Here is a 25,034-nt window from a genome sequence, read left to right as displayed (position 1 = left end):
CTCAAGCTGTCGGTCAAGTAAGGGATGAGGTTGGGGTTGAACTCACCCCGATGGATGGGCTGCTACGTTCGAAGTGGTCTGAGATTATTTCTTTTAGTGTCTCCATAATGGCTCGAGAATTCCCCACTGTTGATTTGTAGTCAATATGCTCTCTAGAAAGTGGAGAATCAAGATCTATTAGACCCCAGATTCGTGCTCCCGCTCCTCGATAGTCTGACAATTTCGATGGGAGAAAAGGATTGACGGGCAAGTGAGGACCGCGTGATACATCGTTGACCAACAAAACATCGAATTTTGTAGAGGCGTTCAGGAACTCCATATAGGGGAGGTAAGGATTGACACTGACTACGTCGCCCAGTCCCCAGTCCCTCACTTGTGTTCGCGCTTCTTCTACCGCGTTGCAGAAGATGTGGACGGCTACCTTCCTGCGCTCCGCTGCGCTGGTGTTTATCAAAGCAGTGAACAAGTCACCGAGCCCACGGTTTATATAGAAGGACCCGAAGTAGCCAATATTTACCCGGTCTGAGGCGACGGAGTGCTTCGAAAGCACCGCATAGTATGACGCATTAGGTGGGGTGGGATGTGGCCGGACGATCGATTTGTCTCGAACTGCTTGCGCGAATGGGGCGGGATAATGCGACAACATGAAGTCGGCTTGATTGGCGTTTGTGAAGACTACTTCATCCGCTAGGAGCATCGTTGCTGCCTCCACAAGGTCGAATAATGTTTCAACCTCGAGGCTTTCCCACCCACGTGAAACCAGAATTCGGAAGAGAGTATCGGAGACTGCATTTTTAGTGAAGGCCCCCTCTCTGCGTTGCCCTTCGACGCCGAAACGTAGGGGATCTGAAAATTCGGCGGTCCATTTGACTTCAGGGTGACGATTCTTGAACATGGCAGCCGCCACGTGAGAACCAACCCATAACGCCCGAGAGTACAAAGTTTCATAGCCACCCTTCTGACGTGAAAGCCTCTCCGCTTCCTCAAACGCCTTCTCGCCAAACTTCGAAATTGGCTCCCACCCGGCGAAAGACGGTGGAGTGTCGACTACGATATGGCGATCAATCCATCGAGCAGCCAGGAAGGACACTGAGTGGTCCTTCTTACGAACTTTCGACATATCATTTGATATGACATCTACAACTCGACCTCGCTCTGCAATGGCCTTTTCTGCCACAACTGCCGAGGTGTCAGAAAACGGTGAAAAACAATATGAGATAGCGAGATCCCTAGCGGTTCCTGCGTTTATCGATTCCCATGGAAAATCTAAGAAACCTGTTTGGGCAAGGTATTCTTCCAGTTTTGAGGAGTCTTGCGGACGGGAGGCTAGATAGCGTTTAACAAAACCCAACTGAGCGTTTTCAAGCGTGTTCCGAGCATTCAGTTTACTGTCGTCGACCCGTATGTCGCGAAGCGCTGCGATGCAATCGACCCGCTGTCTCACATTGAAGTCAAAAGATTCGGTTTGCCGTGATATCGAATCCGGACGCAAATGGCGGATGTACGCTGCTTCGTTGCCCGTGGCTGGGAATTTTACCTGTAAACCTGGGACTGACAATAGGTTCGCAAAAAACACTAGGTCTTCCCCACTGACAAGATCACTACGGTACTGGAGACCCAATAAGACGCGTGTAGAGACCAGTTTGCACGCATTGAAGCCAAGTAACCATGGTACGTCTTCCAACGCAACAGTCGTGTCGGCCGCGCCGGCGATTCGTTTGTTTAAGGAGTTATCTTCCTCTTTAACTCCTTCACTCGTGCAGTTCACAATTGGGCTTGCGACGACTAAGTGTTCATCAGCTAGGCTGAGACTTTGGGACAGAAAGTTAGTCTCGACCTCGTCGTCCGCGTCGACGAATGTGACATACTCATGGCGGGCGAGCGACAGCCCCATATTCCGGGCAGACCCTGCATTTGCAATGTCGGAATGGAATATCCGCAGGCCGAATTCCGAATGGGCTTCCCCGATGTTGTTCAGGACAGCTGACGTCCCGTCATCTTCACCGTTGCAAACTACGATGACTTCGAAGTGAGCGTAAGGCAGTGACTGGTTGAGCAGAGAACGGATCGTGATGCCGATAGTGTCGACTGCCTTATGAGCCGGAATGATAACCGAGACTCCCGGCGCAAAATCTCGATTCGCTAACGGACTTATCCATCCGCGCTTCTGTATCTTTAATAGCCAATCCCGCTCCGCATTCCGGGCGGATTCGTCATGCAGGAGGTCGTAGGCGCGGACGTTGTGCTCGATATCATTCATTACTTATTCCTCTTGCGAAATGCCCAGTACTTGAGGGTAAGCGAGCCCAACTTCGATTCGGCAAGCCTGGCGTACCGCGCATCTAACTCTGACATTTTCCCGTTGATTTCGTCCAGTTGATTGACCAAGGTTTGATTGACGGAGGTCAGTTTTCCAATTTCAGCCTGCTTCGAGGACAAGACCTCACGTGCCACTGCATCTTTGCTGCTTTGATCCAGTTTTTTTCGAAGCGTCTCGACCTGATTTGATAAGGTCTCAATTTGGTCGAGCAGATAAGAATACCTCCAGACGAGCTGCTTGAATGTTTTGGGTGGAATAGAAACGTTCTCATTTGCAGCATCTTCGAGGAGTCGCGCCGTGGCTGGAGTCAATCGGCTCGCTGAGGATACGGTCAAGATTGATTCCGCATTCGCTACCGCGAGATGGGCCGTAAGATTCGATTTCCAAAAAGCAGAATAGGAAGCCGTTTCCGATAACCCGATCATCGAGTATGCGAAATCAGGGTTCGAGACTGGATTCCATAGAATCTCTACTGCCGAACCAGCGATTTCCAGCCATTCGGTCGCCATTGCTAGAACCATGTCGCTATTGTCCGAAGCGATTACGATACGGCGTGGTGCAGACACCGAAGCGATACTTGAACCTGGGGAGAAAACTCGCGTCCCAGACGGAAGAAAGCTGAAATCGATTTCAGTATGCATGCCAGGGTCGATGAATGCGTAGTCCGCGATTCTCGAACCTTGATCTTGGAGAGCATCAGTAGGTCTCAATGGGTGATCCTTCATTATCTTTATTTCGCCCTGCAAATGTTTGGTGGTGAAACAACCTTGGTTATGATCGAGCGTTTGGAATCAGGGTTACGATGAGCAAATCTGTCTCTCCTGCTTAGACGGGCGGGAACGACATGCGCCGACCGGACCTATCGCCCAGCCTAGGCTTACATACATCGGGGATCGAATGACAAGGCGATGAAATAAGCTTAATTTGCAATTGTAGAAGAACCTCATAATTCCAGAACTTGCCAACGCATCGAGAGGTTAAAGTACCATCCCGCAGTCGCCCCCGCTGGAGTCAGCTCGGACTGGACGCGTGGCCAACTCTAATGGGGTAAACCTTAAATGTACTGACCGGGCAGGTTGATTAACCGACTGACCGGTGGCAGGCCTCCGCAGGAGAAGGGCCCGACCCTCGAAAGTAGACTCTGATAATGGGAGTACGGGACCGGAGCCATCCGAAATGACCCAAAAGCAGCCTGGCCGCACCCTGTGCCTTACTTGTGATCTGTCTTTCAGGCTGGATTCGGTCTCGTACCTCGATCCTTTAAGCTTCGGTCATGACCTGGGCCTATTCTGTAAGCCTTGGATGCGCCGGTTTACCGATTCGCTTGTGAATGAACGCATTGTAAATGCCTTTCTGGAGCTTATCCGATGTTGGCGCAAAGATTTCCTGCGGTAACGCCCCAATGCTTCGCCGGATTTCGCCCGCATCATTTGTGGATGAGCCATGTCGAGGATCTTGGAGTAACATCCTCGAGCATGACGAAAGTTTTGGTTACAGGCGGAGCTGGGTTTATCGGGGCGAATTTCGTACGGCACGTGCTGGAGCATCGCCCCCAATATTCCGTCACTGTCATCGATAAACTGACCTACGCAGGCAACCGAGAGAATCTCGCTGGCCTGCTGCGTCAAAGACGATATATGTGATGCACCGCTCGTGGATGAGCTGGTCGGAGAAAGTGAGTTTGTGGTTCGTTTCGCCGCCGAATCGCACAATGAGTTCGTATGAGGAAGTAGGCCGGATTGAATCAAAAGATAAATTGGCCGTCACTTGGGTGGGAATCCGTTGATTTTAGACAGCTAAAGAATGACATATTCTATGAATCGGAAGTGAGGACTTCTCCAACGGGAACGCCGCCCGTTAGCGCTCTACTGTTGCGAAGGAATGAAGCCACAAAGTTGCTGGTCATCTTGCCCGCAGCCCAAGGAAACAGTCTTATCCGGCGAGAAGTTTACTATCAGATGTGGCAGCACGCGGAACTTTTTCCGGATATGCACATGCTTTGTCTTTCTGATCCATCGTTGAAGACCCGAGGCACGCGATTTGCAACATACGGGCTACATGAGAAGTTTGATTCAGTCGATGCTTTTCGACAGGTAGCACTGGACGCAGCGGGACGCCTCAATATCCGGGCCGAAAACATTGTTTTTTACGGCATTTCCCAAGGAGGATTTCTCGCTGCTCAGGTCGCAACGACTGTCGTGGGTTCCAGCGCTCTAGCGCAAATTGCCCCATTGCGGGCGACGGATTCTGCGCAAACCACCCAGCTGGAGGCTATAAGGACCGAGGCTTTTAGTGGATTAACCTGGGAGGAAATACGAAAGCAGTTCCCAGAGCGAGTAGAGCTGATTGAACGTATCCGTCTGTGGAGTCATGCTCCCCGTCTTGAACTCATTACCAACCGTAAAGATTTTACTTTCCCCCTAGCGGGAGCGTTCGCTAGGTCCCTATCCGAAATTGCGGAGACTCTGGATCACATCGGTGAACTACGAATTGTCGCCCATCCTGTCGTATTAGGGCACACGAGTATTCCCGTTAGAGAGCTAGCGACAAGAATCAGAAATTTATCCCAGCAACCTGCGCCACTAGGACATGGGATCAAAGGGAGAGGGCACGGCTCTAAGACCTTAGCGAGCGCTCATCCCGATGAGAAGAATGGGACGATAAATCTTTCCGATATCTCTGCTGAATCTCCCCTAATTCTCGGTTCCAATTTAAAATGGGTCGGACTGCCGTTCCCAACAGACTCGTGCAGACTTACTATTTCTCTAGCTGGAGCGCCGGAAGCGTCAAAGCGGGGCGCCTTAGTTAGTTTTTCAATTAAGGGTGCCCTGGTTAGCGACTTTGATGATATCAATCTAAGTTATTCGAAAAATGGGTCGATTAGGTGGTTCCGCTATCTCGTGCTTGACGAGGGGAGAACAACAGTAAAGGTCGATCTGAAATTGCCGCCGCACTGCAAAGTGGATGCGGTCGGTTTTCGATCTTGGGAGTTCGGAGAGGACACTTTGATCCTTGAAAAAATTCTAGTCGAGACCCAAGAAGGCGCGCAGCTGCTGGGAACCAGTGTCCGAAGCACCGCGAGCCTTGAAGTAAATCCAACTGTTCAACGGACTCCGATTCCTGCATCTAAGAAAGAGGCTGATGAGATGAACGTATCCAGCGACGCGAACACGGGAAGGCCGAGTCTAGATTCCATCGGGCGGGCCTGGAACAATGATAAATCCTCTCTCATCCACGACTACTTAGTGCACTATGAACGGGCCCTCGAGCACAGGAGGGACGAAGCTTTCACACTGCTTGAAATCGGTGGGCGAACTTCTAATTCAGCCAAGACTTGGTTGCAATATTTTCCCAAAGTGCGTCTGGTAGTAGCAGATACTCACCCTCACCCAGATCTGTTCCATATGGAACGGGTAGAAGTTTTTCAGCTTGGCAATTTCTCGCCCGTAGAGTTTGGTGACCTCGCCGGTTCCGTATTCCCTGATGTAGTCATAGATGATGGAAGTCACCGTTGGTCTCACCAAGTAAGTGCATTCCGTCAGTTGTTTCCGGTTCTTAGGCCCGGTGGCCTGTATGTTCTGGAAGATCTCCAAACAAATTTTGGGGAGGGGGAGAACAGGTTTGCGGATCAGGAAGCCAGCGCTTATCGCTCTGTAATGGACTTGGTCGATCAACTGGTCGCCGGTAGTGCGGCAAAGCCGGCCGCGGACAATTTAGATCGACTGTTTAGGTGTTCTGTAAGTTCAGTTCAGCTAATTAGGCAGTCGATGTTGATGGAGAAGCGCCACGATGCGGGGGAAGCGTTCAAGGTAGATTCTATCGCATCAGCTAGCAAAGAAGTTTCTGTAATCCAGACTGCGGAGTACAGCAGGATTCCTTCAGAAATTATGAACGCCTCTGTCACGGTCCAAAAGGCCTTCGATGAAATCTCGTCAAATAGTTCCGCGGGTTTAGGTTCGGTGGCCTCGGGGAGGGTGCGAGGTGCAACGGTATTTGGTGGAGGCCTAGTGGTAGATGCTAGCCGTAAGATTCTAAACGAATCTCTCAATTGTGCTCGAAACGTCCCAGAATCTTCTGGGCTACTACAGCATGATAATCGGAGAGTGTGGATGACTACTCGGCAGTCCGAAACTGAAAGAATTAAAGCGATTCCCGGTAGGCAAATGGTGTTGCTGAAATCAGTCTGGGACGCCAACTATGGACACTGGTTGTACGATTCATTGGCTCGCCTCTATTTACTAGAGTCCCTGAATCTCCAAGATGACCCTCTCATCGTCGTTAATCCCCCAAAGGGAGCGATGTCGAAAGTAGTGGCAGATAGTCTCCGCCTTGCCGGATTTTCCGAAAATGATGTGGTAGAACACAATGGCTCGCCAAAAGAGTATGAGTCCTTGGTAATTCTTGGCAGTTTGTCAAACCACCCAGTAGTTAAGGCACCCGAAGCGACACGGTTCCTGGAAAGTATTGCTGAGCCGGTTCCGGAAGGTTCCGACGAACGCATCTACTTGAGCAGAAATGCCTATTCTCGGCGAAAGCTTGCGAACGAAGATATTCTTTGGCCGACTTTCGCATCTGCAGGGTTCAAACGTGTTTTCCCTGAAAAACTGACTCTGACTGAGCAGATATCTTTATTTAAGGGTGCCAGATACGTGGCGGGCAACATGGGTGCCGCGTTTTCAAACTTGGCTTTTAGTCCAGACAAAGTGAAGGTTCTGGCCTTGGCTAGTGGGTCTATGGCTCACGACTTTTTCTACGATATCGTCTGTCACAAGGACGGCTCCTACCTAGCCCTGCAAGGGGAGGCGGAATACCCCGCTGCCGGTTTGAACAGTGATTTTTCCGTTTCTCAAGAAGATTTTGAAGCGATCTTTGAAAAGTTCCTGACTTAGCTCGCGACAGAATTCGTGCGGGTTCAGTAGTCGATCATTCTCAAGTGCGAGTCGTAGGTAGCCTTCTCGTGCAGAAAATGGCGTATTTTTACATGAGGTCAGAACCCTGGTCGAAAGAGCATCGAAGAATGGGATTACCCTCTTTTCGTGGACACCGAACTAGCGGGGCCATCGTGCCCTGCGGAAGGATGTTCACATGGGACAACGACGTCGATACACCGAGGAATACCGCCGCGACGCCGCGAGCCTGGTCCTCGATACCGGACAAAGGATCCGAGCAGTCGCTCGACAACTCGATCTCGGCGAACAACTGCTCGGCAGCTGGGTCAAAAAAGAACGCGTCCGGCGCCCATCCTCCGACAACGGTCAGCCGTCACCGGAGGAGACAGCAGCAGAAATCGCCCGACTACGCAGGGAAGTCGCTGACCTGAAGGCAGAAAACGAGTTTTTTGGAAAAGCCAGCGCCTTCTCCGCCGCCAAGCAACAACACCGGAACGGTTTCAGCTAATGGCACAAGAGAAGGCGAGCTACGCGGTCACCATGATGGCACGGGCGCGGGAAGTATCCCGGTCCGGGTTTTACGCCTGGTCGAAACGTCGAGACACGCTCGGCAGACGCCGTGCGCGCCAACAAGACCTGGATGAGCAGGTCCGCTGGTTGAATGACCGCTCGCGTGGTACCTATGGTGCTCCGAGAATCACCGCTGACCTGCATGATGCGGGCAAGCCCAGAAGCCGGGCGTGGAGAAGCGTTTGCCGTTTCGGGGTTGTTGGTCGGGGATGTCCGCGTAGTTGGTAGGCCCCTTCCACGCACCCGGTAGCGCCGGTGATTTGGCGGGAGTCTTCTTGGTGGCAGCCCCGCACCCCGCGGGGCTGCGACAAGGTTTCACGCCAAGGAGACACTCCCATGGCTCAATTCATAAAGATCATGGCCCTGTCAAGTCCCGGGTTTTCTAGAGAGTAGTTAGTCTGTTTTTATTGGCTTCAGGTCAAGCTGCGTAAGGGGCGGTGGATTCATGATCAGCCCAGTACAGGGCCTCGAAATCATTCGGACTGCGGTTACCCAGCTTTGAGTGGATGCGCTCGGCGTTGTACCAGCCGACCCAGTCCAAGGTGGCTTTCTCCACGTCTTTGATCCCCTGCCAGGCATCGGGATTGACGTTGGCATTGTGGATCACATCGTCCTTATAGAGACTGTTGAGTGCGTCGGCCAGGGCATTGTCATAGGAATCCCCACGGGGCCCGACCGAGGCAACAATCTCGTTCTCGTCCAGCGCGGTGGCGTAGGCGATCGAGCGATACTGCACTCCGCGGTCGCTGTGATGGACAAGCTCAGACACGGCCTGCCCCGCACGTCTTCTGGCAGCAATGGCCATGGTCAACGCGTCGACCGCCAGGTCGGCGTACAAGGTGTCGCTGATCTTCCAGCCGACGATCTTGCGGGAGTACACATCGGTCACGAACGCGGTGTACACCCAGCCAGCATGTGTCCGGACGTAGGTGATGTCAGCGACCACAGTTGATTCGGGCGTGTTGTGTTAGGAACGCGCATTGTGAAGCGGTGTGGTGACGATCGTGAAGCACCGGAGTGAGCTTCGTGAAGCACCACCGCGGGAGTGCGTGTGCTGTTGGCGCGGCGATGGGGCTGGCGACTTTTTCGCCGTTGGCGTTGGTTTTGGTGCCGGTGCCGAAGGCGTCGAGCCAGGTGCGCAGGGAGTTGCGGTTGACCCCGAGATCGGAGGCGATCGCGTTGATCGTTGCTCCGGGGGTCGACTCGTACAACGACACTACGTCACGCTTGAACTGCTCGGTGTAGGTCTTGCGTGGCATGGTGGAAAGGTACCTCACTTCCCCAGCATGTTGCTGGTTTCAGCGTGTCCACCACCAGGGGGTCAGGCCCGGGCGATTCAGTTGTAAGATGATCAGGTGTATAAGGCGGGTTGCGGTGTTTATGGAATCTGTAAGCCCCTTACAGCGGGCCTAGAACGATAACAAGGAGTAGCTCGATACCCCTTCGTCGCCTTTTTGTTTAGCAGCTCTGAAAAGCTGGGGTCTGAACACAAGATCGAGTCACTATCTCTCTTACGCTTATTCAGAACAAGGCGCACCTTCAGTCCCCCATTTCGTTGAACAGTGGGGTTTGCATATCCGTTTGCCTACTGACTACTGGGCTAATAGATAAGCAGAGGGGGACATCTTCGTCGAGATCGGTGGCTGTTTATATTGTGAATAACAACCAGCGAATGAAGTTCGAACCTGGGGAACTTTACATTGCGCAATCCGTGAAGACAAGCTCACAATGCTCAGCGCGACACTTTTTCGCCGACACAGTATAGTTTCAAACCATGTCTACCATGCTTGTCACCGGCGGGGCCGGGTTCATCGGCGCCAACTTCGTGCGCCTGACCATCGAGCGCGGCGCGGCCGATCACGTCGTCGTCCTCGACAAACTCACCTACGCCGGTCGGCGCGACAACCTCGCCGGCCTGGACGCCTCGGCGGTGGAGTTTGTCGAGGGTGACGTCTGCGACGCCGGGCTGGTCTCCTCGCTGGTGGCCCGTGCCGACACCGTGGTCCATTTCGCCGCCGAGTCCCACAACGACAACTCCCTGCGCGACCCGTCCCCGTTCATCCACACCAACATCCTGGGCACCTACACCCTGCTCGAGGCCGTCCGCGCCCACGACAGGTACCTGCACCACATCTCCACCGACGAGGTCTTCGGCGATCTGGGCCCGGGTGATCCCCGCTTCACCGAGACCACCGCGTATGCCCCGTCGAGTCCGTACTCGGCGTCGAAGGCGTCCTCGGATCATCTGGTGCGCGCGTGGGTGCGTTCCTTCGGCGTCCGCGCGACGATCTCCAACTGCTCCAACAACTACGGGCCGTATCAGCACATCGAGAAATTCATCCCGCGCCAGATCACCAACATCCTCGATCGCCGCACCCCGAAGCTCTACGGAACCGGTGAGCAGATCCGCGACTGGATCCACGTCGACGACCACAACGACGCGGTGCTGGCCATCCTCTCCCGGGGGCGAAGCGGTGAAACCTACAACATCGGCTCCGACGGGGAGGCCACCAACAGGACCGTCATCGAGCTGATCTGCGATCTCATGGGCGCCGAGGGCTATGAGCATGTCGCCGATCGGCCGGGCCACGACCAGCGCTATGCGATGGACGCCTCGAAGCTGCGTACCGAGTTGGGCTGGTCACCGCGCTATACCGGGGATCTGCGTGCGGGGCTGGCGGACACGATCGCCTGGTACCGGGACAATGAGGCCTGGTGGCGTCCGATCAAGGACGCCGTCGAGGCCGGTTACGCGAAGAGGGGACAGTAAGACGTGATTGAGGGACTCAAGATCATCGACCTGGCGGTGCATGAGGACGCCCGCGGCTGGTTCAAGGAGAACTGGCGGGGGGACTGGCTGGATTTCACGCCGGTGCAGCAGAACGTCTCCTTCAACGCCGCGAAGGGCACGACCCGGGGTCTGCATGCCGAGCCGTGGGACAAGCTGGTCTCGGTGGCCCATGGCCGGGTCTTCGGCGCCTGGCATGACCTGCGCGAAGGATCGCCGACCTTCGGGGAGACCGTGACCCATGAGTTCGGCCCCGAAGCGGCGGTGTTCGTGCCGCGGGGGGTGGCCAACGGGTTCCAGGCGTTGGCCGATGACACGGTCTATACCTATCTGGTCGGTGACTACTGGTCGGCGCAGGCGCAGTACGCCAACATTTCCCTGTCATTGGTGGACTGGCCGCTTCAGCCGGTCCATGTCTCGGCCAAGGACGCGGCCACACCGGCCACCGCGGAGGCGGTTGCCCCGCGCAGGGTGCTGGTCACCGGGGCTGACGGTCAACTGGGAACGGCGCTCAAGGCGCTGCTTCCCGACGCGGAGTTCTGCTCGCGCGCCGACTTCGACATCACCGATCCGCCGGCGCGGCCGTGGCGGCAGTACGCGGCGATCATCAATGCCGCGGCCTACAACGATGTGGACGGCGCGGAGGATGACCGGGCGCGGGCGTGGGCGGTCAATGCGACGGGGCCGGCGAGGCTGGCGAGGATTGCGGCTGAGCATGACCTCACGCTGGTGCATGTCTCGAGCGATTATGTTTTCGACGGGACCAAGGACGGGGCGTATACCGAGGAGGATCCGGTCAGCCCGTTGTCGTTGTACGGGGCGTCGAAGGCTGCGGGGGATACCGCGGCGGCCACGGCGCCCAAGCATTATGTGGTGCGGACCTCGTGGGTGGTGGGTGCGGGCGGGAACTTCGTGCGCACGATGATGAAGCTGGCTGAGCGCGGCGTGGAGCCGCGGGTGGTCGATGATCAGCGGGGCCGGCCGACGTTCGTCGAGGACCTGGCCAAGGGCATCGTGCACCTGCTGACCGAGCGCCCGGAGTACGGCGTCTACAACGTTTCGAACTCGGGCGATGAAATCACCTGGTTCGACTTGGCTTCCGCGACCTATCAGCTGGTTGGCGCCGAAGGGCTCGAAGTGACTCCGGTTTCAACAGAGGAATACGCAGCAGGACGCCCGCAGGCTATCAGGCCGAAGAACTCAATCTTCGACCTGTCTAAGATCAAGGAAACCGGATTCACTCCTGCAGACTGGCGCCGAAGCCTCGAAACCTATATCGGAGGGAGCGCGGACTAATGAAGGGCATTATTCTCGCCGGCGGTTCCGGCACGCGTTTGTATCCCATCACGCAGGCGATCTCGAAGCAGCTGATGCCGATCTACGACAAGCCGATGATCTACTACCCGCTGAGCACCCTGATTCGCGCGGGCATCCGGGAAATCCTCATTATCACTACGCCTGACGATCAGGCGGGCTTCAGACGACTGCTCGGCGACGGCTCGCACTTGGGCATAACACTTGAGTACGCCGTCCAGCCGAAGCCGGAGGGGCTGGCCCAGGCCTTTCTCATCGGTGAGGAGTTCATCGGGGAGGAATCCGTGGCCCTGGTGCTCGGCGACAACATCTTCGATGGTCGAGGTTTCACGACCACCCTGCAGTCATGCCGGGACCAGGATGGCGGGATCGTCTTCGCCTACGAGGTCTCGGATCCGGAGCGCTATGGCGTCGTCGAGTTCGATCCCGAGACCGGCCTGGCCGTCTCGATCCAGGAAAAACCCGAGCACCCGAAGTCGAACCACGCGGTGGTGGGCCTCTACTTCTATGACAACAGCGTCGTGGAGATCGCCAAGCAGATCACCCCGAGCGCGCGTGGCGAACTGGAGATCACCGCCGTCAACGAGGAGTATCTACGGCGCGGTCAGCTTCAGGTCAGGAGGATGCAGCGCGGTGACGTGTGGCTGGACACCGGCACCATCGACTCCATGTCGGAGGCCTCGTCGTATGTCGAGGTGCTGCAGAAACGCACCGGCCAGATGATCGGCTCCCCGGAGATTGCGGCCTACAAGGCGGGCTTCATTGACGAAGGGCAGGTGCGGATTCTCGCCGAACCCCTGACAAAGTCCGGCTACGGGAAGTACCTGCTCCATTTTGTTTCGTCGCAGTAAGGAGGGCTTGAGGTCTAAGACTCTGGATACTCCAGAGTGCTCTCACTCTGGGGACGAACTCAAGCAGTGATCTAACGCAGACACTGGCGCTCCAAACTGGGGTGCCACCCCAGTTAAGGCTGTGGACCTGTCTGGAAGGGGAGGTCCATTCTGCTCACTAGGGGGGGGTTCGCGGGCCATAAAACCACCCAAATGCCGGTTCCACCCCAGCCCATAGGTAATAATGGGCACATGACAGCCGAGACCGTGACGTTTCCCTCCATTCTCGACCCGGCCAATGCCGACCGGGCCCGGCAGCATCTGGAGGACTACTACGGGTTGCGGCTGCACCCGCGCCCGGATCTCGGGTGGCGCAAGTCCCGCTCGGCGCTGGAGTCGCCGCACAAGAAGGGCTCGGACATGTCCGTGTTCGGCTTCGTCGGCGCGTACTACGACCGCTGGGACGATCAGGAGCCGGGGGAGTCGGATCCGCATCCGGACACCTTCACCGCCGACGATCTGGGCCGGTGCGCTACCTGGGCCTGGCGATGCCGGCGAACGTGCTCATCGACATCCTGGACCGGCGCCCGGACGACTTCAACACGCTGCTGGCCAGGATCCCGCGCAACGTCGACGTCTGGAACATCACCCAGGAGGTGGTGGACTCGGTCCGCGAGCTGGAGTACACGCTGCGCTGGTACAGCGACGTGGCGTTTCTGACCAGCGCCACGATCATGGCGCGCAAGCGGCCGCGGCTGGTGCCGGCCTTCGACAAGGACGTCAAGCGCGCGTTCAAGGCGGAGGAGAACAAGACCTTCATGTGGCCGCTGTACTACGCCTTCCGCACCGACTACGGGCAGATGGTCCTCGACAACATCGGGCGGTGAAGAAGCGCGCCGGCCTGCCCAACAGCATCAGTGTGCTGCGCGCGATGGAGGTCATCACCTGGATGGAGCACCGCAGGGTCTGACCGGACGTCGGCAAGCGGGGTTTAGGCGGCGAGCACGACCGGCAGTACGAGGAGCATGCCCATCGCCCAGGTGGCGTGCATGACGATCGCCGAGATCAACGCCCCGGTGGCGCGCACCTCGAGGTGGGCGACAAGCCCCACCGCCACGGCGGCCACCGCCAGCAGCGGCACCAGCATCGCGGCGGTGACCGCCACGTACAGACCGACCGCGACGGCGATCCTCAGTGGGTAGTTCAACCCGGGGAGGTGCCGCGGCACGGTGTTGCGGAAGAAGAGTTCCTCGGCCACCCCGTTGACCAGGGTGACCACCAGCGTCAGCCCGATCGCCGAGCCCGAGGCGTTGAGCAGCAGCTCCTGGACCGGGGCGGCCAGCGCCTCGATGCGCCCGACGGCGAGCGCCCCGGCGATGAACAGCGCGGCCAGCACGACCCCGGCCACGACCCCCGCAGCGCGTGGGCGGGCCAGCGGGCGGTGTCGATCACCCGGTGGTCGCCGCCGAGTACCCAGGCGGCCACCAGCGCCAGCGCGGAGATCACCGTGCCGGTGTAGAAGGCGGGGGAGGCGGGTTCGGCCAGGGTCGCGGCCAGCAGCCCGGCCGCGGTGGTGGCCGCCGGCCCGAGGATGAAGACGGCCGGCCGGGGCGTGTCTGCCGGACGCGGGTAGGGCGCGTCGGTGGCGGGCGAGGTCATGTCCCCCGTTATACCCGTCGGCGCGCCGCGTTCTTGTTTAGGCTGGGGGCGACTTCGTCGCCGTCGCAGGAAGGTTACCCACCATGACCAGCCCCACCACCGGACAACCGCGCCGCGCGCTGGTCACCGGAGCAACCGGCTACGTCGGCAGCCAGGTCGCCGCCGCGCTTCTCGAGGACGGCTGGGCCGTCCGCGCCCTCTCGCGCAGCCGGGCCAAGGCCGAAGCTATGGCCTACGCCGACGCCATCGTCCCGGAGGGGGAAACGGCGGGTGCCGGGCAGCTGGAAGTCGTCGAGGGCGACGCCTCCGAGCGGGAGGACGTCGCCCGCGCGCTGGCCGACGTCGACGTCGCCTGGTACCTGCTGCACTCGATGTCGGGCGGTGATTTCGTGGCCGCCGAGCGCGAGATGGCGCAGACCTTCGCCGAGGAGGCCGCGGCCGCTGACGTTGACCGCATCGTCTACCTCGGTGGGCTCCACCCGGCGGGCGAGGAACTGTCCGACCACCTGCGCTCGCGCGTGGAGGTCGGCGAGATCCTCCTGAACTCCGGGGTGCCCACCGCCGCACTCCAGGCCGGGGTGGTGCTGGGCGACGGCTCCTCCTCCTTCACCCTGCTGCGCCACCTCTCCGAACGCCTCCCCGGCGCCATCGGCCCGATCTGGATCGGCAACAGCATCACCCCGATCGCGGCGAGGGACGCGGTGCACTTCCTCGTCGCCGCCGCCGACCTGGATCCCGGGCTCAACCGCACCTTCGACGTCGGCGGACCCGACACCCTGTCCTACGCCGAGATGATGCAGCGCTACTCCCGCGCCGTCGGCCTGCCGCCGCACCCGATCGTCATCGCCCCGGTGGCCACCCCGCATCTGGCCACGCACTGGATGGCGCTGATCACCCCGATCGGCCCCGGCCTGCTGGAACCGCTGCTGGGTTCGCTGCTGCACGACACGGTGGTCAAGGAACGCGACCTGGAGGCGCTCGTCGGCGTGCCGGAGGGCGGCCTGCTCAGTTTTGAGGAGGCCGTCCGCGCCGCCACCGCCGATATCGACACCCGCCGCTGGGTCCGTCTCTTCGGCACGGTGGCCGGTCTGGTCGCCGCGGGCGCGCTGACGGAGACGGCCCTGGAGCGGCGCAGCGGGGCCCGCCCCGGCCGGCTGCGGCTGGCGGCGCGGGCGGGGCTGAGCTTCGACCTGGCCTGGCAGACCTCGCTGGTGATAGGGGATCTGGTGGAGAAGGACAGGAACAATGACCTGCCGGCCTACGCCTCGCTGGGCGCGCTGGCCGTGGCCCTGCAGGCGGTCCGCCCGCTGGCGCAGGCCCCCGGGCGACCGCGCTGGCTGGGTCTGCTCGCCGGGGCGGGCGCGGCCCTGAGCCTGGGGGAGGTGGTGCGGCACACCTGGGCCCACCGCTCACAGCGCGGGGTGCTGCTGACGCCGGTGGCGGCGGTGGCCGCCGGCGAACTCGTGGGCGCCTGGCGCCGCTAGCGGGAGCTGCCCAGCGAGGAGGACGCGGCGCGGACGTCGTCCGTCGGCTCCTCGGCCGGGACCGGTTCGGGCGCCGCCGCGCCGCCGGCCAGCAGGTGCGCCTTGTCGGGGCGGACCTGGATGTAGGGCTCCGAGGCGTCGACAAGCGGGCCCAGTTCCTGCAGCGCCCAGACGCCGTCCTCGGTGGTGACCATGCGCCCGCCGGGACAGCCGGGGTTGACGTGGACGCGGTTGTTCTCCAGGTCGATGGCGGTGACGGTGCAGGTGGCCTCAAGTCGCCAGCTTGAGGGGTTGTCGGCCACCCCGACGAGGCCGCCGACGGTGACCTGGACGGGGGTGGGGCTGGCGGCATCGGCGGCGGCCAGTTCCTGGGCGAGCCATTCGTCGATGAGTTCGTCGGTGTAGTTGATGGCGGGGTCGACGTACTCGGCGGTCTCGAGCCAGGAGACGTTGACGCCGGTGTCCTCGTTGCTGCCGGAGATGACGCCGACGAAGTAGCGCTGATCGTCGATGACCGTCCACACCGGGCCGCCGGAATCGCCCGGCCGCGGCATCTGCCCGTCGACGGACATGATGATGTTGTTGAGGGTGCCCATGACCTCGGTGATCATGACCGCGCCGGTGGTCTGGCCCAGGGCGTAGAGGATCTGGCCCACGGCCAGCAGGCTCGGCAGGATCATCGCATCGCCGGAGTGGGAGTTCTCGCCGAGCAGTCCGACGCGATCCGCGGGCACCTCGACGTAGCCGTAGTCCTCGTCGAAGCTCGCGTCGACGTAGGGGGCGCTCATGTCGAAGTCCGTGGTCAGCGTGCCCAGGTAGTGCTCGGAGACGCCGTTGCCGTCGACGGTGTACAGGTGCGCCCCGTCGCCGCCGCAGTGCCCGGCCGTGTACAGCCGCCCGCTCAGCTTGTCGACGTAGCCCAGCGTGCAGATCAGATCCTCACCGGCCGGGGTGGTCACCCCGAGGGTGTCGCCCTGGTTGACCGGGTCCCCGTAACCGGCCGGGTAGCTCAGGCTCGCGTCCCACTGCAGGTTCATCAACTGCAGGCTCGGCTCGCTTGTCGACGCCCGCCCCACCGGCCGCAGCACCGTCGCCGTCGCCAGGGGCGCCAGCCAGTCCAGCGAGGCGACCAGCCGGCCGTCGACGGTGACCGGCGCGCCGGGGTAGATGGGGTCGGCGACGGAACCGAGGCTGCCCAGGGTGAGCAGCTCCGCGTCGGAGCCGGTGACTCTCACGCAGTGCTGCCTGCCGGAGGCGGCCGCCACGCAGGCTTCGGAGCCGGGGGCGACGACGCCGGTGGCCGCCGGCTCGAGGGCGTTGCTTCCCAGCAGGCTGGCCTGGCCGGGGCGCAGCTGGATATAGCCGAGGAAATCGCGCAGCCCGTCACCGGGGTAGAGCGAGGTGACCGTGCCCAGCTCGACCCAGTCGCCGTTGACCTGGGCCCGCATGCTCGCCCCGTCCGGGCCGCAGCCGCCCGCGGTCCAGATCCGGGCGGCGGCGTGATCGATCCACGTCGCCTGGCAGGCATAGGCCTGGCCGCCCAGCACGAAGACCAGCTCCTCGCCCTGATCCACCCGGGCCCGCGAGTTCGGCTGCGCGCCCGCCGGGACGGTGGTGATCCCGAGCAGCATGAGAGTGGCGAAGAATAGGGCCAGTAGGCGGGGGAGGGCAAGGTTCTGGGGCAAGGGGGTCTCCTTGGTGAGAAATTCGGCCTCCACACCCTATCCGGCGGGACCCGCGGGTGAGAGGTGGGGCCGACGGCGTCGGCACGCGGAGGTGGGCGTCGGGGGCGGGGCAGGCCCGGCTGGGGGAGTCCCGGACGGGGCAAATGCCTGTTTCCGCCATGCAGGTGGGCAATAATGGGTGTATGACAGTCGAGACCGTGACGTTCCCCTCCATTCTCGACCCGGCCAACTCCGACCGGGCCCGGCAGCATCTGGAGGACTACTACGGGTTGCGGCTGCACCCGCGGCCGGACCTGGGGTGGCGCAAGTCGCGCTCCGCCCTGGAGTCGCCGCTCAAAAAGGGCTCGGACATGTCGGTATTCGGCTTCGTCGGCGCCTACTACGACCGCTGGGACGACCGGGAGCCGGGGGCCTCGGATCCGCATCCGGACACCTTCACCGCCGACGACCTGGGGCCGGTGCGCTACCTGGGCCTGGCGATGCCGGCCAATGTGCTCATCGACATCCTCGACCGGCGCCCGGACGACTTCAACTCGCTGCTGGCGAAGATCCCGAACGACGTTGACGTCTGGAACATCACCCAGGACGTGGTGGACGCGGTCCGCGAGCTGGAGTACACGCTGCGCTGGTACAGCGACGTGGCCTTCCTGACCAGTGCCACGATCATGGCGCGCAAGCGCCCGCGACTGGTGCCGGCCTTCGACAAGGACATCAAGCGCGGGTTCCAGGCCGAGGAGAACAAGACCTTCATGTGGCCGCTGTACTACGCGTTCCGCACGGACTACGGGAAGATGGTGCTGAACAACCTGCGCGAGGTGATGGCGCGCGCCGGCCTGCCCCGCAGCATCAGCGTGCTGCGCGCGATGGAGGTCATCGTGTGGATGGAGCACCGTTAGCCGCCCCGCTGCCCGGTGCGGGAGCGGGGCGGCGCCGGGCGGCGCCCGATTTCCCGGTTAACCGCGCTTGACGCCGATCCACCGGTCGGTGGTGAATTCCTCGATGGCCCAGTCGCCGTTGAAGCGTCCCAGCCCGGAGTTCTTGGCCCCGCCGAACATGACGTGCGGTTCATCATTGACGGTCAGATCGTTGACCTGCACCATTCCCGCCTCGATGCGCAAGCCGAACTGGGCGCCCCGGTCCAGGTCGGTGGTGAACACTGCGGCGCTGAGACCGAACTCCGTGTCATTGGCCAGCTCCGCCGCATGCTCCTCGTCCTGTGCCTTAAGGACCCCGACCAGCGGGCCGAAGATCTCCTCCCTGGCGATCTCCATGTCCGGGGTGACGTCTGCGAAGATGTGCGGGTGAACCAGCCTGCCCTCGACCGGGCCGGCCAGGACGGTGCGGGCGCCCTCCCGGTTCGCCGTCTCGATCTTCTTCTTCAGCCCGTCGAGCTGGCTGTCGTTGATGACCGGACCGATGAAGGTCTCCTCCGCGGAGGGGTCGCCGACCGGCAGGTTCTTCACGGCCGCCTCGAACTTCTCCAGGAACTCCTCGTAGAGGGACTGGTCGACGATGATGCGGTTGACGGCCATGCAGATCTGCCCCTGGTGGAGGAAACTGCCCACCGCCGCGGCCTGGACGGCGGCATCCAGATCCGCATCGTCGAGGACGACGAGCGGGGCGTTGCCGCCGAGCTCGAGGGCGACCTGCTTCATGGGTCCACCGTTGATGGCCAGTTCTCCCACCCGGCGACCGACCGGCGTGGAGCCGGTGAAGGAGATGAGGGCCGGGACCGGGTGGGTCACGAAGTGGTCGCCGATCTCGGAGCCCGCGCCGGCCACGGTGCTGATCACCCCGGCCGGAACGCCGGCTTCCTCGAAGATGCGGGCGGGGATGATGCCGCCGGTGACCATAGTGTCGCTGGCGGGCTTGATGACCACCGCATTGCCCAGGGCCAGGGCTGGGGCGACCGACCGGATGGACAGGTGGTACGGGAAGTTCCACGGGCTGATCACCCCGATGACGCCTTTGGCCACGCGGTAGACGCGGTTTTCCTTGCCGGGGGTGTTCGACTGCGTGGTCCGTCCGTGCGTACGGGCGGGGAAGGAGGCGGATTCCCGGGTGATGGCCACAGCGAGGGTGACCTCGAGGTTGGCCTTGCTGCGGGTGGAGCCGGACTCGGCGATCAGCCAGTCGACGATCTCGTCGCGGCGCTGTTCCATGAGCTCGGCCGCCCGGTACATGATCGCCTGGCGCTCAGCCGGCGTGAGCGCGGCCCAGGCGGGCTGGGCCTTGCGGGCGGCTTCGTAGGCGTCGTCGACGTCAGTGGTGGAGGCCTGGCGGATTTCGGTCAGCACCGAGCCGTCCCAGGGATTGATGTCGGCGGTCACCCGCTCGGAGGAACCCGCCCGCCAGGTGCCGGCGATCAGATGGGTGGTGGTCTCGGTACCGGCGAAGGTGGCGGGGGCAGTGGTGGTGGTCATGGTGGTGCCTTTCTGGGTGATGGGGATTAGTTCTTGCTTTCGGCGGCGAGGACCTGGAGGGATTCTTCGATCCGGTCCCGGCCCGACCAGCTGCCGTGGAAGCCGAAGGGCACCCGGCCGGGAAGCTTGATGCGCGCCAGCGGAGTTCGGGTGAAGTCCTCGGTGGAGTAGATGCACAACTCCGAGAGCTTCGTGGCCCGGTTCCACCAGATCGACAGCAGGTAACCGGCCTCCTCGTCCTCGGAGCCCTCTCGCGGTACGAAGATCGGCTCAGACGGGTTGGTCAGGTCGTTGAGCCCCTCGATGACGGTGACGGTCTCACGCTTGAGATCGGCTTTGGCCAGGCCGTCGCTCATGGTGTCGGCGGCCACACCGCGGGTGGTGACGAAGTAGCCGAAGGAATGCTCCAGGCCGGTCTTTTTCGGGTTGATCTGCGGGAATTCCCCGGCGATGTGGCTGATCGGCTGGTTGGTGACGGCACCGGTGGAGGTGTCGAGCTCCCAGCGCCACGGGATCGCGTCGTCGAACCACTCGTGGGAATGTAGCGGGGTGCCCAGGCGCTCGACGGGGGTGCCGAAGTGGTTGGCCATGCGCGGGGCCTCGACGATGATCTTCGAGCCCTTTTCGTAGGCGTTGAAGAAGTGGGTGGCGAAGAAGGCCTCCTCCATGCGGAAGGTGGTCACCTTGTGCGTGGTGCGGTGCATCGCGACGATCTCCACCCCACCGTCGGTGGCCGAGGGATCCCAGACCACACCGGGCTTGCCCTGCGGGATGTTGGGCCCGAGGAACAGAGAGGGGGTGACGAAGAAGATGGCGTAGTTCTTGCTGACGGCGAAGTCGTGGAACATCGACGGTGCCCTGGTGTCGAAGGCGAAGGTGTCGACGATCTTGCCGTGGGAGTCTGCCTCGTACCACGTGACGTGGTTGCCCTGGTAGGCGTAGAAGAGCATGTTGCCGGTGTCCGGGTCGAGTTTGTAGTGCGCCGTGCAGGTGTAGGGCACCTCCCCGTTGAAATCGTAGGTGCCGTGGGTGCTCAGCGTCTCCGGGTTCATCTGGTGCGGCAGCCCGCCCTCGAAGAAGACCAGCAGGCGGTCGGCCAGAACCCCGACGTTGGTGTTGGGCACGTTTTTCATCGGCGGGGCGCCTTCGGGCAGTGCCGGGGCGGTGCCTCCGTTGACGAATCCGGAGTAGATGGCCTCGCCGGCGTCCATCTCGATTTTCAGCGCGTCGGTCATCACGTACTTGTTGCGGTAGGCGGCCTTGCCGTCACGCAGGTAGACGGCGTAGACCATGCCGTCGCCCTCGAACCAGTGGTAGCGGTCGGTGTTTCGGGGTTTGAACCTGGGGTTGGAACCGGTGCGAAACAGCGCACCGTCCAGGTCGTCGGGAATCTGGCCGATGATCTCCAGGTCAAAGGCCTCGGTTTCCTCGTGCCACGGGGTGAACGGGCCGTTGAGGAACTTATTGTCGGTTGCCCACATGGGGTTTCTCCTTCAATGGTCGGATATGGCTGGGTAGTGAACGGGGGTTACCGGCGGCGGTTGCTAGACGGCAGGTAATGCGGGCTGAGGACGGTGCCCGCCACCCCAGATGCCGTGGTTGCCCGGAGAGAGCACTCCCTCAGGGTCGAGGGCGACCTTGATGCGGTCATAGAGCCGGTGGAGGGCGTGGTCGTTGAAGCGGTAGTCCTCCACGACTCGGTCGATGAGATCGGGGTGGGCCCGGTATTCTCCCCATCCCCGTTCGGAGGCGAACTCGAGCATCCGGCCCGCCACCCGGCGCGCGGCGGCGGCCTGCCGCTCATCGTTGGTGTCGAAGAAGATCATGCACACCCCCACCAGGGAGCGGGGATTGACGATCCAGCCGAAGGCGGCCACCAGGTCCTCCTCGCGCAGAACTGACTGGACGAAGGCCTCATGCTCCGCGGCGGCCTGCCCGTCAAAGGGCAGGACCGGGGAGAAATCGACATGCCCGATGTTCTGGCCGAAGTGCTTGTGCATCATGTCCAGCAGGAACATGTTGGGGACCCCGGCCGGTACGAGATCCAGGGGATGGATGTCCTCGGCACCGGCGGTACCGGGATAGGTCCGCAGGTCCACGGTGACTCCCGGAATATCCTGCACGGCCTCCCGGAGTATCTGCTCCTTGGCGTCATTGACCGAGGGAGCGCCGTAGAAGGCGATCCGTGCGTTGATCCGGCCCGGGGGCAGGGTGGCCGCCAGCTTGTACAGCGCCGAGCCGGTGGAGGTGTCGTCCATCGGATGCGGGCGCTGGCCCTCCGGCGGTTCGGGGGCGCTGGTGATCAGTGGGTGGCCCTGGATGGTGCCGTCCATGACCAGGGGGCGCAGCGCGTCGATGAGATCCGGGATGCGGGCCTCGTCGGCGCAGATGACCGAACCGGTGGTGAAGGATTCCGGCTCGGGCATCAGCCAGATCCCCAGTTTGGTCACAATGCCCATATTCGACTGCATGAACAATGAGTCCAGCGCCGGGCCGAAACCGCGCCTGTGCCGCTGCCACATCGGACTTCCCGGGATAGCGCCGAACCCGGTGCGTACGACCTGCCCGTCGGCCAGCACGACCTCCATGCCGCAGACCGCCGAGGCGTTGTCGCCCAGCACGGTGTAGCCGTAACCGTGGTCAAGGGCGTTGCCGGTAACCGAGCCCCAGCCCAGGTCCGGTACGGAGATCCACAGCTTGTGGCCGCCGGCCTTGATCGCCTCGTAGAGGTCAAAGAACCGGACCCCGGGTTCGATGAGGGCGTACCCGGCTTCCTCGTTGATCTCCAGGACCTTGTTCATCCGGCGAAAGTTGAGTACGACCGACCCGCTGACCACCGGGGCGGAACCGCCGTAACCGTAGTTGCGCCCGGTGGAACTCGTCCACAGGTGAATGCCCAGTTCAGCCGCCGTGGACACGATTTGCTGGACCTGATCCACCGAGTCCGGTTGAACCACGAAGGAGGGGCGGAAGCGCTGTTCTTCTTCCCCGGCGTAAGGGTCGCAGAACTCCTTGACGTCTTCCGGGGCGATCAACACGGCGTCGATGCCGACGATGTCCTGAAACCGTCGAGCGGCCTCCCGCAGCTCCTCAGTTAAGGTCGCTAGATGCTTGTCTGTCTTTAGCGTCATGTCGCCTGTTCTCCTCTCGTGTAGGTGTTGGAGAACAGTGTGACTGTGACGGAGCTTATAGACCAGCATCTGCAGGGCCAGAGATCACTCTGGTTTTTGGCGTGCGAGCACAATCGGGCAGCTCGGAGGCTGCTGTCAGTGTCGTAAGAGGGTGGGGGAGATACCGCTTAGCGGACCTCCGTGGAGGTGAGCCCGGGAAGGATGTCGAGAACCTGCAGCGCCAGCAACATCTCCAGGGACGTCTCGTGACAGTCGTCCCCAAGGAGGTCCCGGGCCTGCTCCACCCGGTAGGCAACCGTGTTGGGGGAGATGTGCAGGCGCTTGGCGGCTTCCTTGCGGCTGCGGCCGTGCAGCAGGTATAGCAGGAGGGTGCGCCGAAGATCGGCATTCTTCGCGGTGTCATCAGCCAGAGCCCCGAGGACACGGCCCACGAAATCCGCCAGCTCGTCCTCTGAGTGGTTCAGCACTGACAGCAGTCGAACGTCTTCGTGGAAGAGCACGTCCGAGGCACCCCCTCCCACCGCTGGGCGGGCGGGGTGCCGGGAGATCCGGTGGGTCTGCTCCGCCCCCGCCAGGGCTTGGGACAGCCTATCCACCCCCCTTGTCACGGGTCCGACGGCAATTCGGAGGCCCGCGGGAAAGCGGATATTCCTCAGCGGGTTCTCTCCCCCCGCCGACAGGTCCCGGGAATACGTCAGGCACCACAGGAGGACGTCATCCGCCAAATCCTGACTGAATCCGCCGCTGGCCCCGGTTTGATCACCCACCTGCTTGCGGAGCAGACGCACCTGCTCCCGCTGTCGCTCCTCCATCACTCCGTCCGCGGTACGGAGCCACACGAAAACGTAGGGCTCCGTCAGGCGGATCCCCAGCCGGCTCTCCGGGTCGTCGGGGTGCTCCTGACCGGCCAGCATTTCCTCTATTAGGGCCCGCCGCTGGGCGGGCGCCCCACCCTGCCAGCGGTCCTGCTCATGGTGGAATTCCGCGTCGATGGCCGAAATATAGGCCTCGAGGATCTGGTGCATCCTGGTGTGCAGATCCTGCAGCTGAGCGCCACTGCCTGTGGCGGGGGCGAGCTCGCGCTGGGCCAGGAGCAGTTTCTCCTGAAACCGGGCATGGTGGGACCACACGAACCTGATGATCGAGGACAGATCCGCCCCCCGATGGAACGCTGCCCTGACCTGACGGCGCATCTCATCCGGCGCTTGCGTGACCGGCTTTCCCGAGCGCAGACTTGCCACGGTGGTCAACACCCCGGCCGCACACGCCAGGCGCTCGATGTTCCGGGTCTCCGGCCTGACCACGATGGAACCAGAGCGACGTAGCTCCTCCACCTCGTCAGCGACCTGGGCCGCGGTGGCCAGAGCCCAGGTGATCACCGTCTCAGGCAGGACTTTGCGCACCGTGGCCACCGTCGTGGTGTCGAGAAGATCGTCCAGCCCCACCGGCGAATCACTTGCCCGGAGATCGTCCAGCCACGTCAGCTGCGGTGGATGGGGAATGTTCATGGACTCCTCCTTCGTCGGGCAGTGCAGCTGAGCTTAACGCTTCGGACCCGAGGGGTGGGGACGCCAGATGCCGTGCTCCCGCTCCTGGCCGGGCACAACTGTGGGGCTCAGAGGGTCGATCACACCCGCTTTTCGCCGGGAGCCTGTGGGTGCCTCACCTCCGGCACGGGCGTCCTGGCTCGAGGACGGCGCCGAGGCCAATCAGGGGTCAGAGTCCCGGCTCGGTGAAGTGATGGGGCGCGCCGGCCTGCCCCGCAGCATCAGCGTGCTGCGCGCGATGGAGGTCATCGTGTGGATGGAGTACCGGAAGGGCTGAGCGACTGTGTCCCAGGCGCGGGCACTCAAGGTGACGGGCCGGTTAACTCTCGGGCAATTCCCGGCGGCGTGTAGGCCCCCGAACAGGGGAAATGGCGAAGCGTCACGGTCATTGCCG

General features: G+C 61.6%; 19 protein-coding genes and 1 pseudogene. 10 read left to right on the top strand and 10 right to left on the bottom strand.

The window, feature by feature from the left end; all coding sequences use genetic code 11:
* Window positions 1-13: 13 nt before the first annotated feature.
* Window positions 14-2,260, bottom strand: coding sequence for a glycosyltransferase (locus tag CGUA_RS09490; protein ID WP_290195076.1), 2,247 nt, complete (start codon window positions 2,258-2,260; stop codon window positions 14-16).
* A complete protein-coding gene (locus CGUA_RS09485) occupies window positions 2,260-2,961 on the bottom strand; it encodes a hypothetical protein (protein WP_290195073.1) in 702 nt (233 codons plus the stop codon). Before CGUA_RS09485 ends, CGUA_RS09490 begins: the two co-directional genes overlap by 1 nt.
* An 834-nt stretch (window positions 2,962-3,795) precedes the next feature.
* On the opposite strand from CGUA_RS09485, the pseudogene CGUA_RS09480 reads away from it, so the two are divergent.
* The 3 genes and pseudogenes from CGUA_RS09480 to CGUA_RS09470 all read left to right on the top strand — a co-directional run.
* Window positions 3,796-4,036 (top strand): annotated as a pseudogene (locus CGUA_RS09480) (NAD-dependent epimerase/dehydratase family protein); the annotation flags it as partial.
* A 179-nt stretch (window positions 4,037-4,215) separates the two neighbouring features.
* Entirely contained in the window at window positions 4,216-7,209 is a 2,994-nt protein-coding gene (locus CGUA_RS09475; protein WP_290195071.1) for a glycosyltransferase 61 family protein, read from the top strand.
* Between the two features lie 196 nt (window positions 7,210-7,405).
* The gene (locus CGUA_RS09470) at window positions 7,406-7,717 is read left to right on the top strand and encodes a transposase (protein WP_290195069.1); all 312 of its coding nucleotides are present in this window, start codon (window positions 7,406-7,408) and stop codon (window positions 7,715-7,717) included.
* A gap of 480 nt (window positions 7,718-8,197) precedes the next feature.
* Here CGUA_RS09470 and CGUA_RS09465 read toward each other — a convergent pair whose 3' ends face one another.
* Together CGUA_RS09465 and CGUA_RS09460 are read right to left on the bottom strand one after the other, a co-directional pair.
* A complete protein-coding gene (locus CGUA_RS09465) occupies window positions 8,198-8,683 on the bottom strand; it encodes a DDE-type integrase/transposase/recombinase (RefSeq protein WP_353959850.1) in 486 nt (161 codons plus the stop codon).
* A gap of 31 nt (window positions 8,684-8,714) precedes the next feature.
* Window positions 8,715-9,038, bottom strand: a complete 324-nt coding sequence (locus CGUA_RS09460; protein WP_290195063.1) for a transposase — start codon at window positions 9,036-9,038, stop codon at window positions 8,715-8,717.
* A gap of 515 nt (window positions 9,039-9,553) precedes the next feature.
* Between CGUA_RS09460 and rfbB the strand changes: the two genes are divergently transcribed.
* The 4 genes from rfbB to CGUA_RS09440 all read left to right on the top strand — a co-directional run bounded on the left by rfbB (window position 9,554) and on the right by CGUA_RS09440 (window position 13,598).
* Complete coding sequence (rfbB, locus tag CGUA_RS09455; RefSeq protein ID WP_290195061.1) at window positions 9,554-10,549, top strand: dTDP-glucose 4,6-dehydratase; 996 nt, start codon at window positions 9,554-9,556, stop codon at window positions 10,547-10,549.
* Window positions 10,550-10,552: 3 nt separating this feature from the next.
* On the top strand, window positions 10,553-11,863 hold the full coding sequence (rfbD, locus tag CGUA_RS09450; RefSeq protein ID WP_290195059.1) for a dTDP-4-dehydrorhamnose reductase: 1,311 nt from the start codon (window positions 10,553-10,555) through the stop codon (window positions 11,861-11,863).
* Window positions 11,863-12,732 carry a glucose-1-phosphate thymidylyltransferase RfbA gene (gene rfbA, locus CGUA_RS09445; RefSeq protein ID WP_290195057.1) on the top strand — a complete coding sequence of 290 codons (870 nt, stop codon included), beginning with the start codon at window positions 11,863-11,865 and terminating at the stop codon, window positions 12,730-12,732. Before rfbD ends, rfbA begins: the two co-directional genes overlap by 1 nt.
* A 506-nt stretch (window positions 12,733-13,238) precedes the next feature.
* Window positions 13,239-13,598, top strand: coding sequence for a DUF6308 family protein (locus CGUA_RS09440; protein WP_290195055.1), 360 nt, complete (start codon window positions 13,239-13,241; stop codon window positions 13,596-13,598).
* A 104-nt stretch (window positions 13,599-13,702) separates the two neighbouring features.
* Here the strand turns inward: CGUA_RS09440 and CGUA_RS09435 are convergent, their stop codons facing one another.
* Window positions 13,703-14,119, bottom strand: a complete 417-nt coding sequence (locus tag CGUA_RS09435; protein ID WP_290195052.1) for a CPBP family glutamic-type intramembrane protease — start codon at window positions 14,117-14,119, stop codon at window positions 13,703-13,705.
* 334 nt (window positions 14,120-14,453) lie between these two features.
* Between CGUA_RS09435 and CGUA_RS09430 the strand changes: the two genes are divergently transcribed.
* Window positions 14,454-15,854, top strand: a complete 1,401-nt coding sequence (locus CGUA_RS09430; protein WP_290195050.1) for an NAD(P)H-binding protein — start codon at window positions 14,454-14,456, stop codon at window positions 15,852-15,854.
* Here CGUA_RS09430 and CGUA_RS09425 read toward each other — a convergent pair.
* Complete coding sequence (locus tag CGUA_RS09425) at window positions 15,851-17,539, bottom strand: chymotrypsin family serine protease (RefSeq protein WP_290195048.1); 1,689 nt, start codon at window positions 17,537-17,539, stop codon at window positions 15,851-15,853. The two genes, CGUA_RS09430 and CGUA_RS09425, sit on opposite strands and share 4 nt — an antisense overlap.
* A gap of 182 nt (window positions 17,540-17,721) precedes the next feature.
* Here CGUA_RS09425 and CGUA_RS09420 point away from each other — a divergent pair, with 182 nt between their 5' ends.
* Entirely contained in the window at window positions 17,722-18,435 is a 714-nt protein-coding gene (locus CGUA_RS09420; RefSeq protein ID WP_290195046.1) for a DUF6308 family protein, read from the top strand.
* Window positions 18,436-18,492: 57 nt separating this feature from the next.
* On the opposite strand, the gene vdh is transcribed toward CGUA_RS09420, so the two are convergent.
* The 4 genes from vdh to CGUA_RS09400 form a co-directional block, all read right to left on the bottom strand.
* On the bottom strand, window positions 18,493-19,962 hold the full coding sequence (vdh, locus tag CGUA_RS09415; protein ID WP_290195044.1) for a vanillin dehydrogenase: 1,470 nt from the start codon (window positions 19,960-19,962) through the stop codon (window positions 18,493-18,495).
* A 26-nt stretch (window positions 19,963-19,988) separates the two neighbouring features.
* Window positions 19,989-21,443: a carotenoid oxygenase family protein gene (locus tag CGUA_RS09410; protein ID WP_290195042.1), complete on the bottom strand. Its 1,455-nt coding sequence runs from the start codon at window positions 21,441-21,443 to the stop codon at window positions 19,989-19,991.
* A gap of 63 nt (window positions 21,444-21,506) precedes the next feature.
* The gene (locus CGUA_RS09405; protein WP_290195040.1) at window positions 21,507-23,093 is read right to left on the bottom strand and encodes an FAD-binding oxidoreductase; all 1,587 of its coding nucleotides are present in this window, start codon (window positions 23,091-23,093) and stop codon (window positions 21,507-21,509) included.
* Window positions 23,094-23,260: 167 nt separating this feature from the next.
* Window positions 23,261-24,601, bottom strand: a complete 1,341-nt coding sequence (locus CGUA_RS09400) for a PucR family transcriptional regulator (protein WP_290195038.1) — start codon at window positions 24,599-24,601, stop codon at window positions 23,261-23,263.
* A 145-nt stretch (window positions 24,602-24,746) separates the two neighbouring features.
* Between CGUA_RS09400 and CGUA_RS09395 the strand changes: the two genes are divergently transcribed.
* Window positions 24,747-24,917, top strand: a complete 171-nt coding sequence (locus CGUA_RS09395) for a hypothetical protein (protein WP_290195036.1) — start codon at window positions 24,747-24,749, stop codon at window positions 24,915-24,917.
* Window positions 24,918-25,034: the final 117 nt, after the last annotated feature.

The organism is Corynebacterium guangdongense (assembly GCF_030408915.1).
GTDB lineage: Bacteria > Actinomycetota > Actinomycetes > Mycobacteriales > Mycobacteriaceae > Corynebacterium > Corynebacterium guangdongense.
Note: the sequence above shows the minus strand (reverse complement) of the source record. Positions and strands in the feature narration are given on the sequence as shown.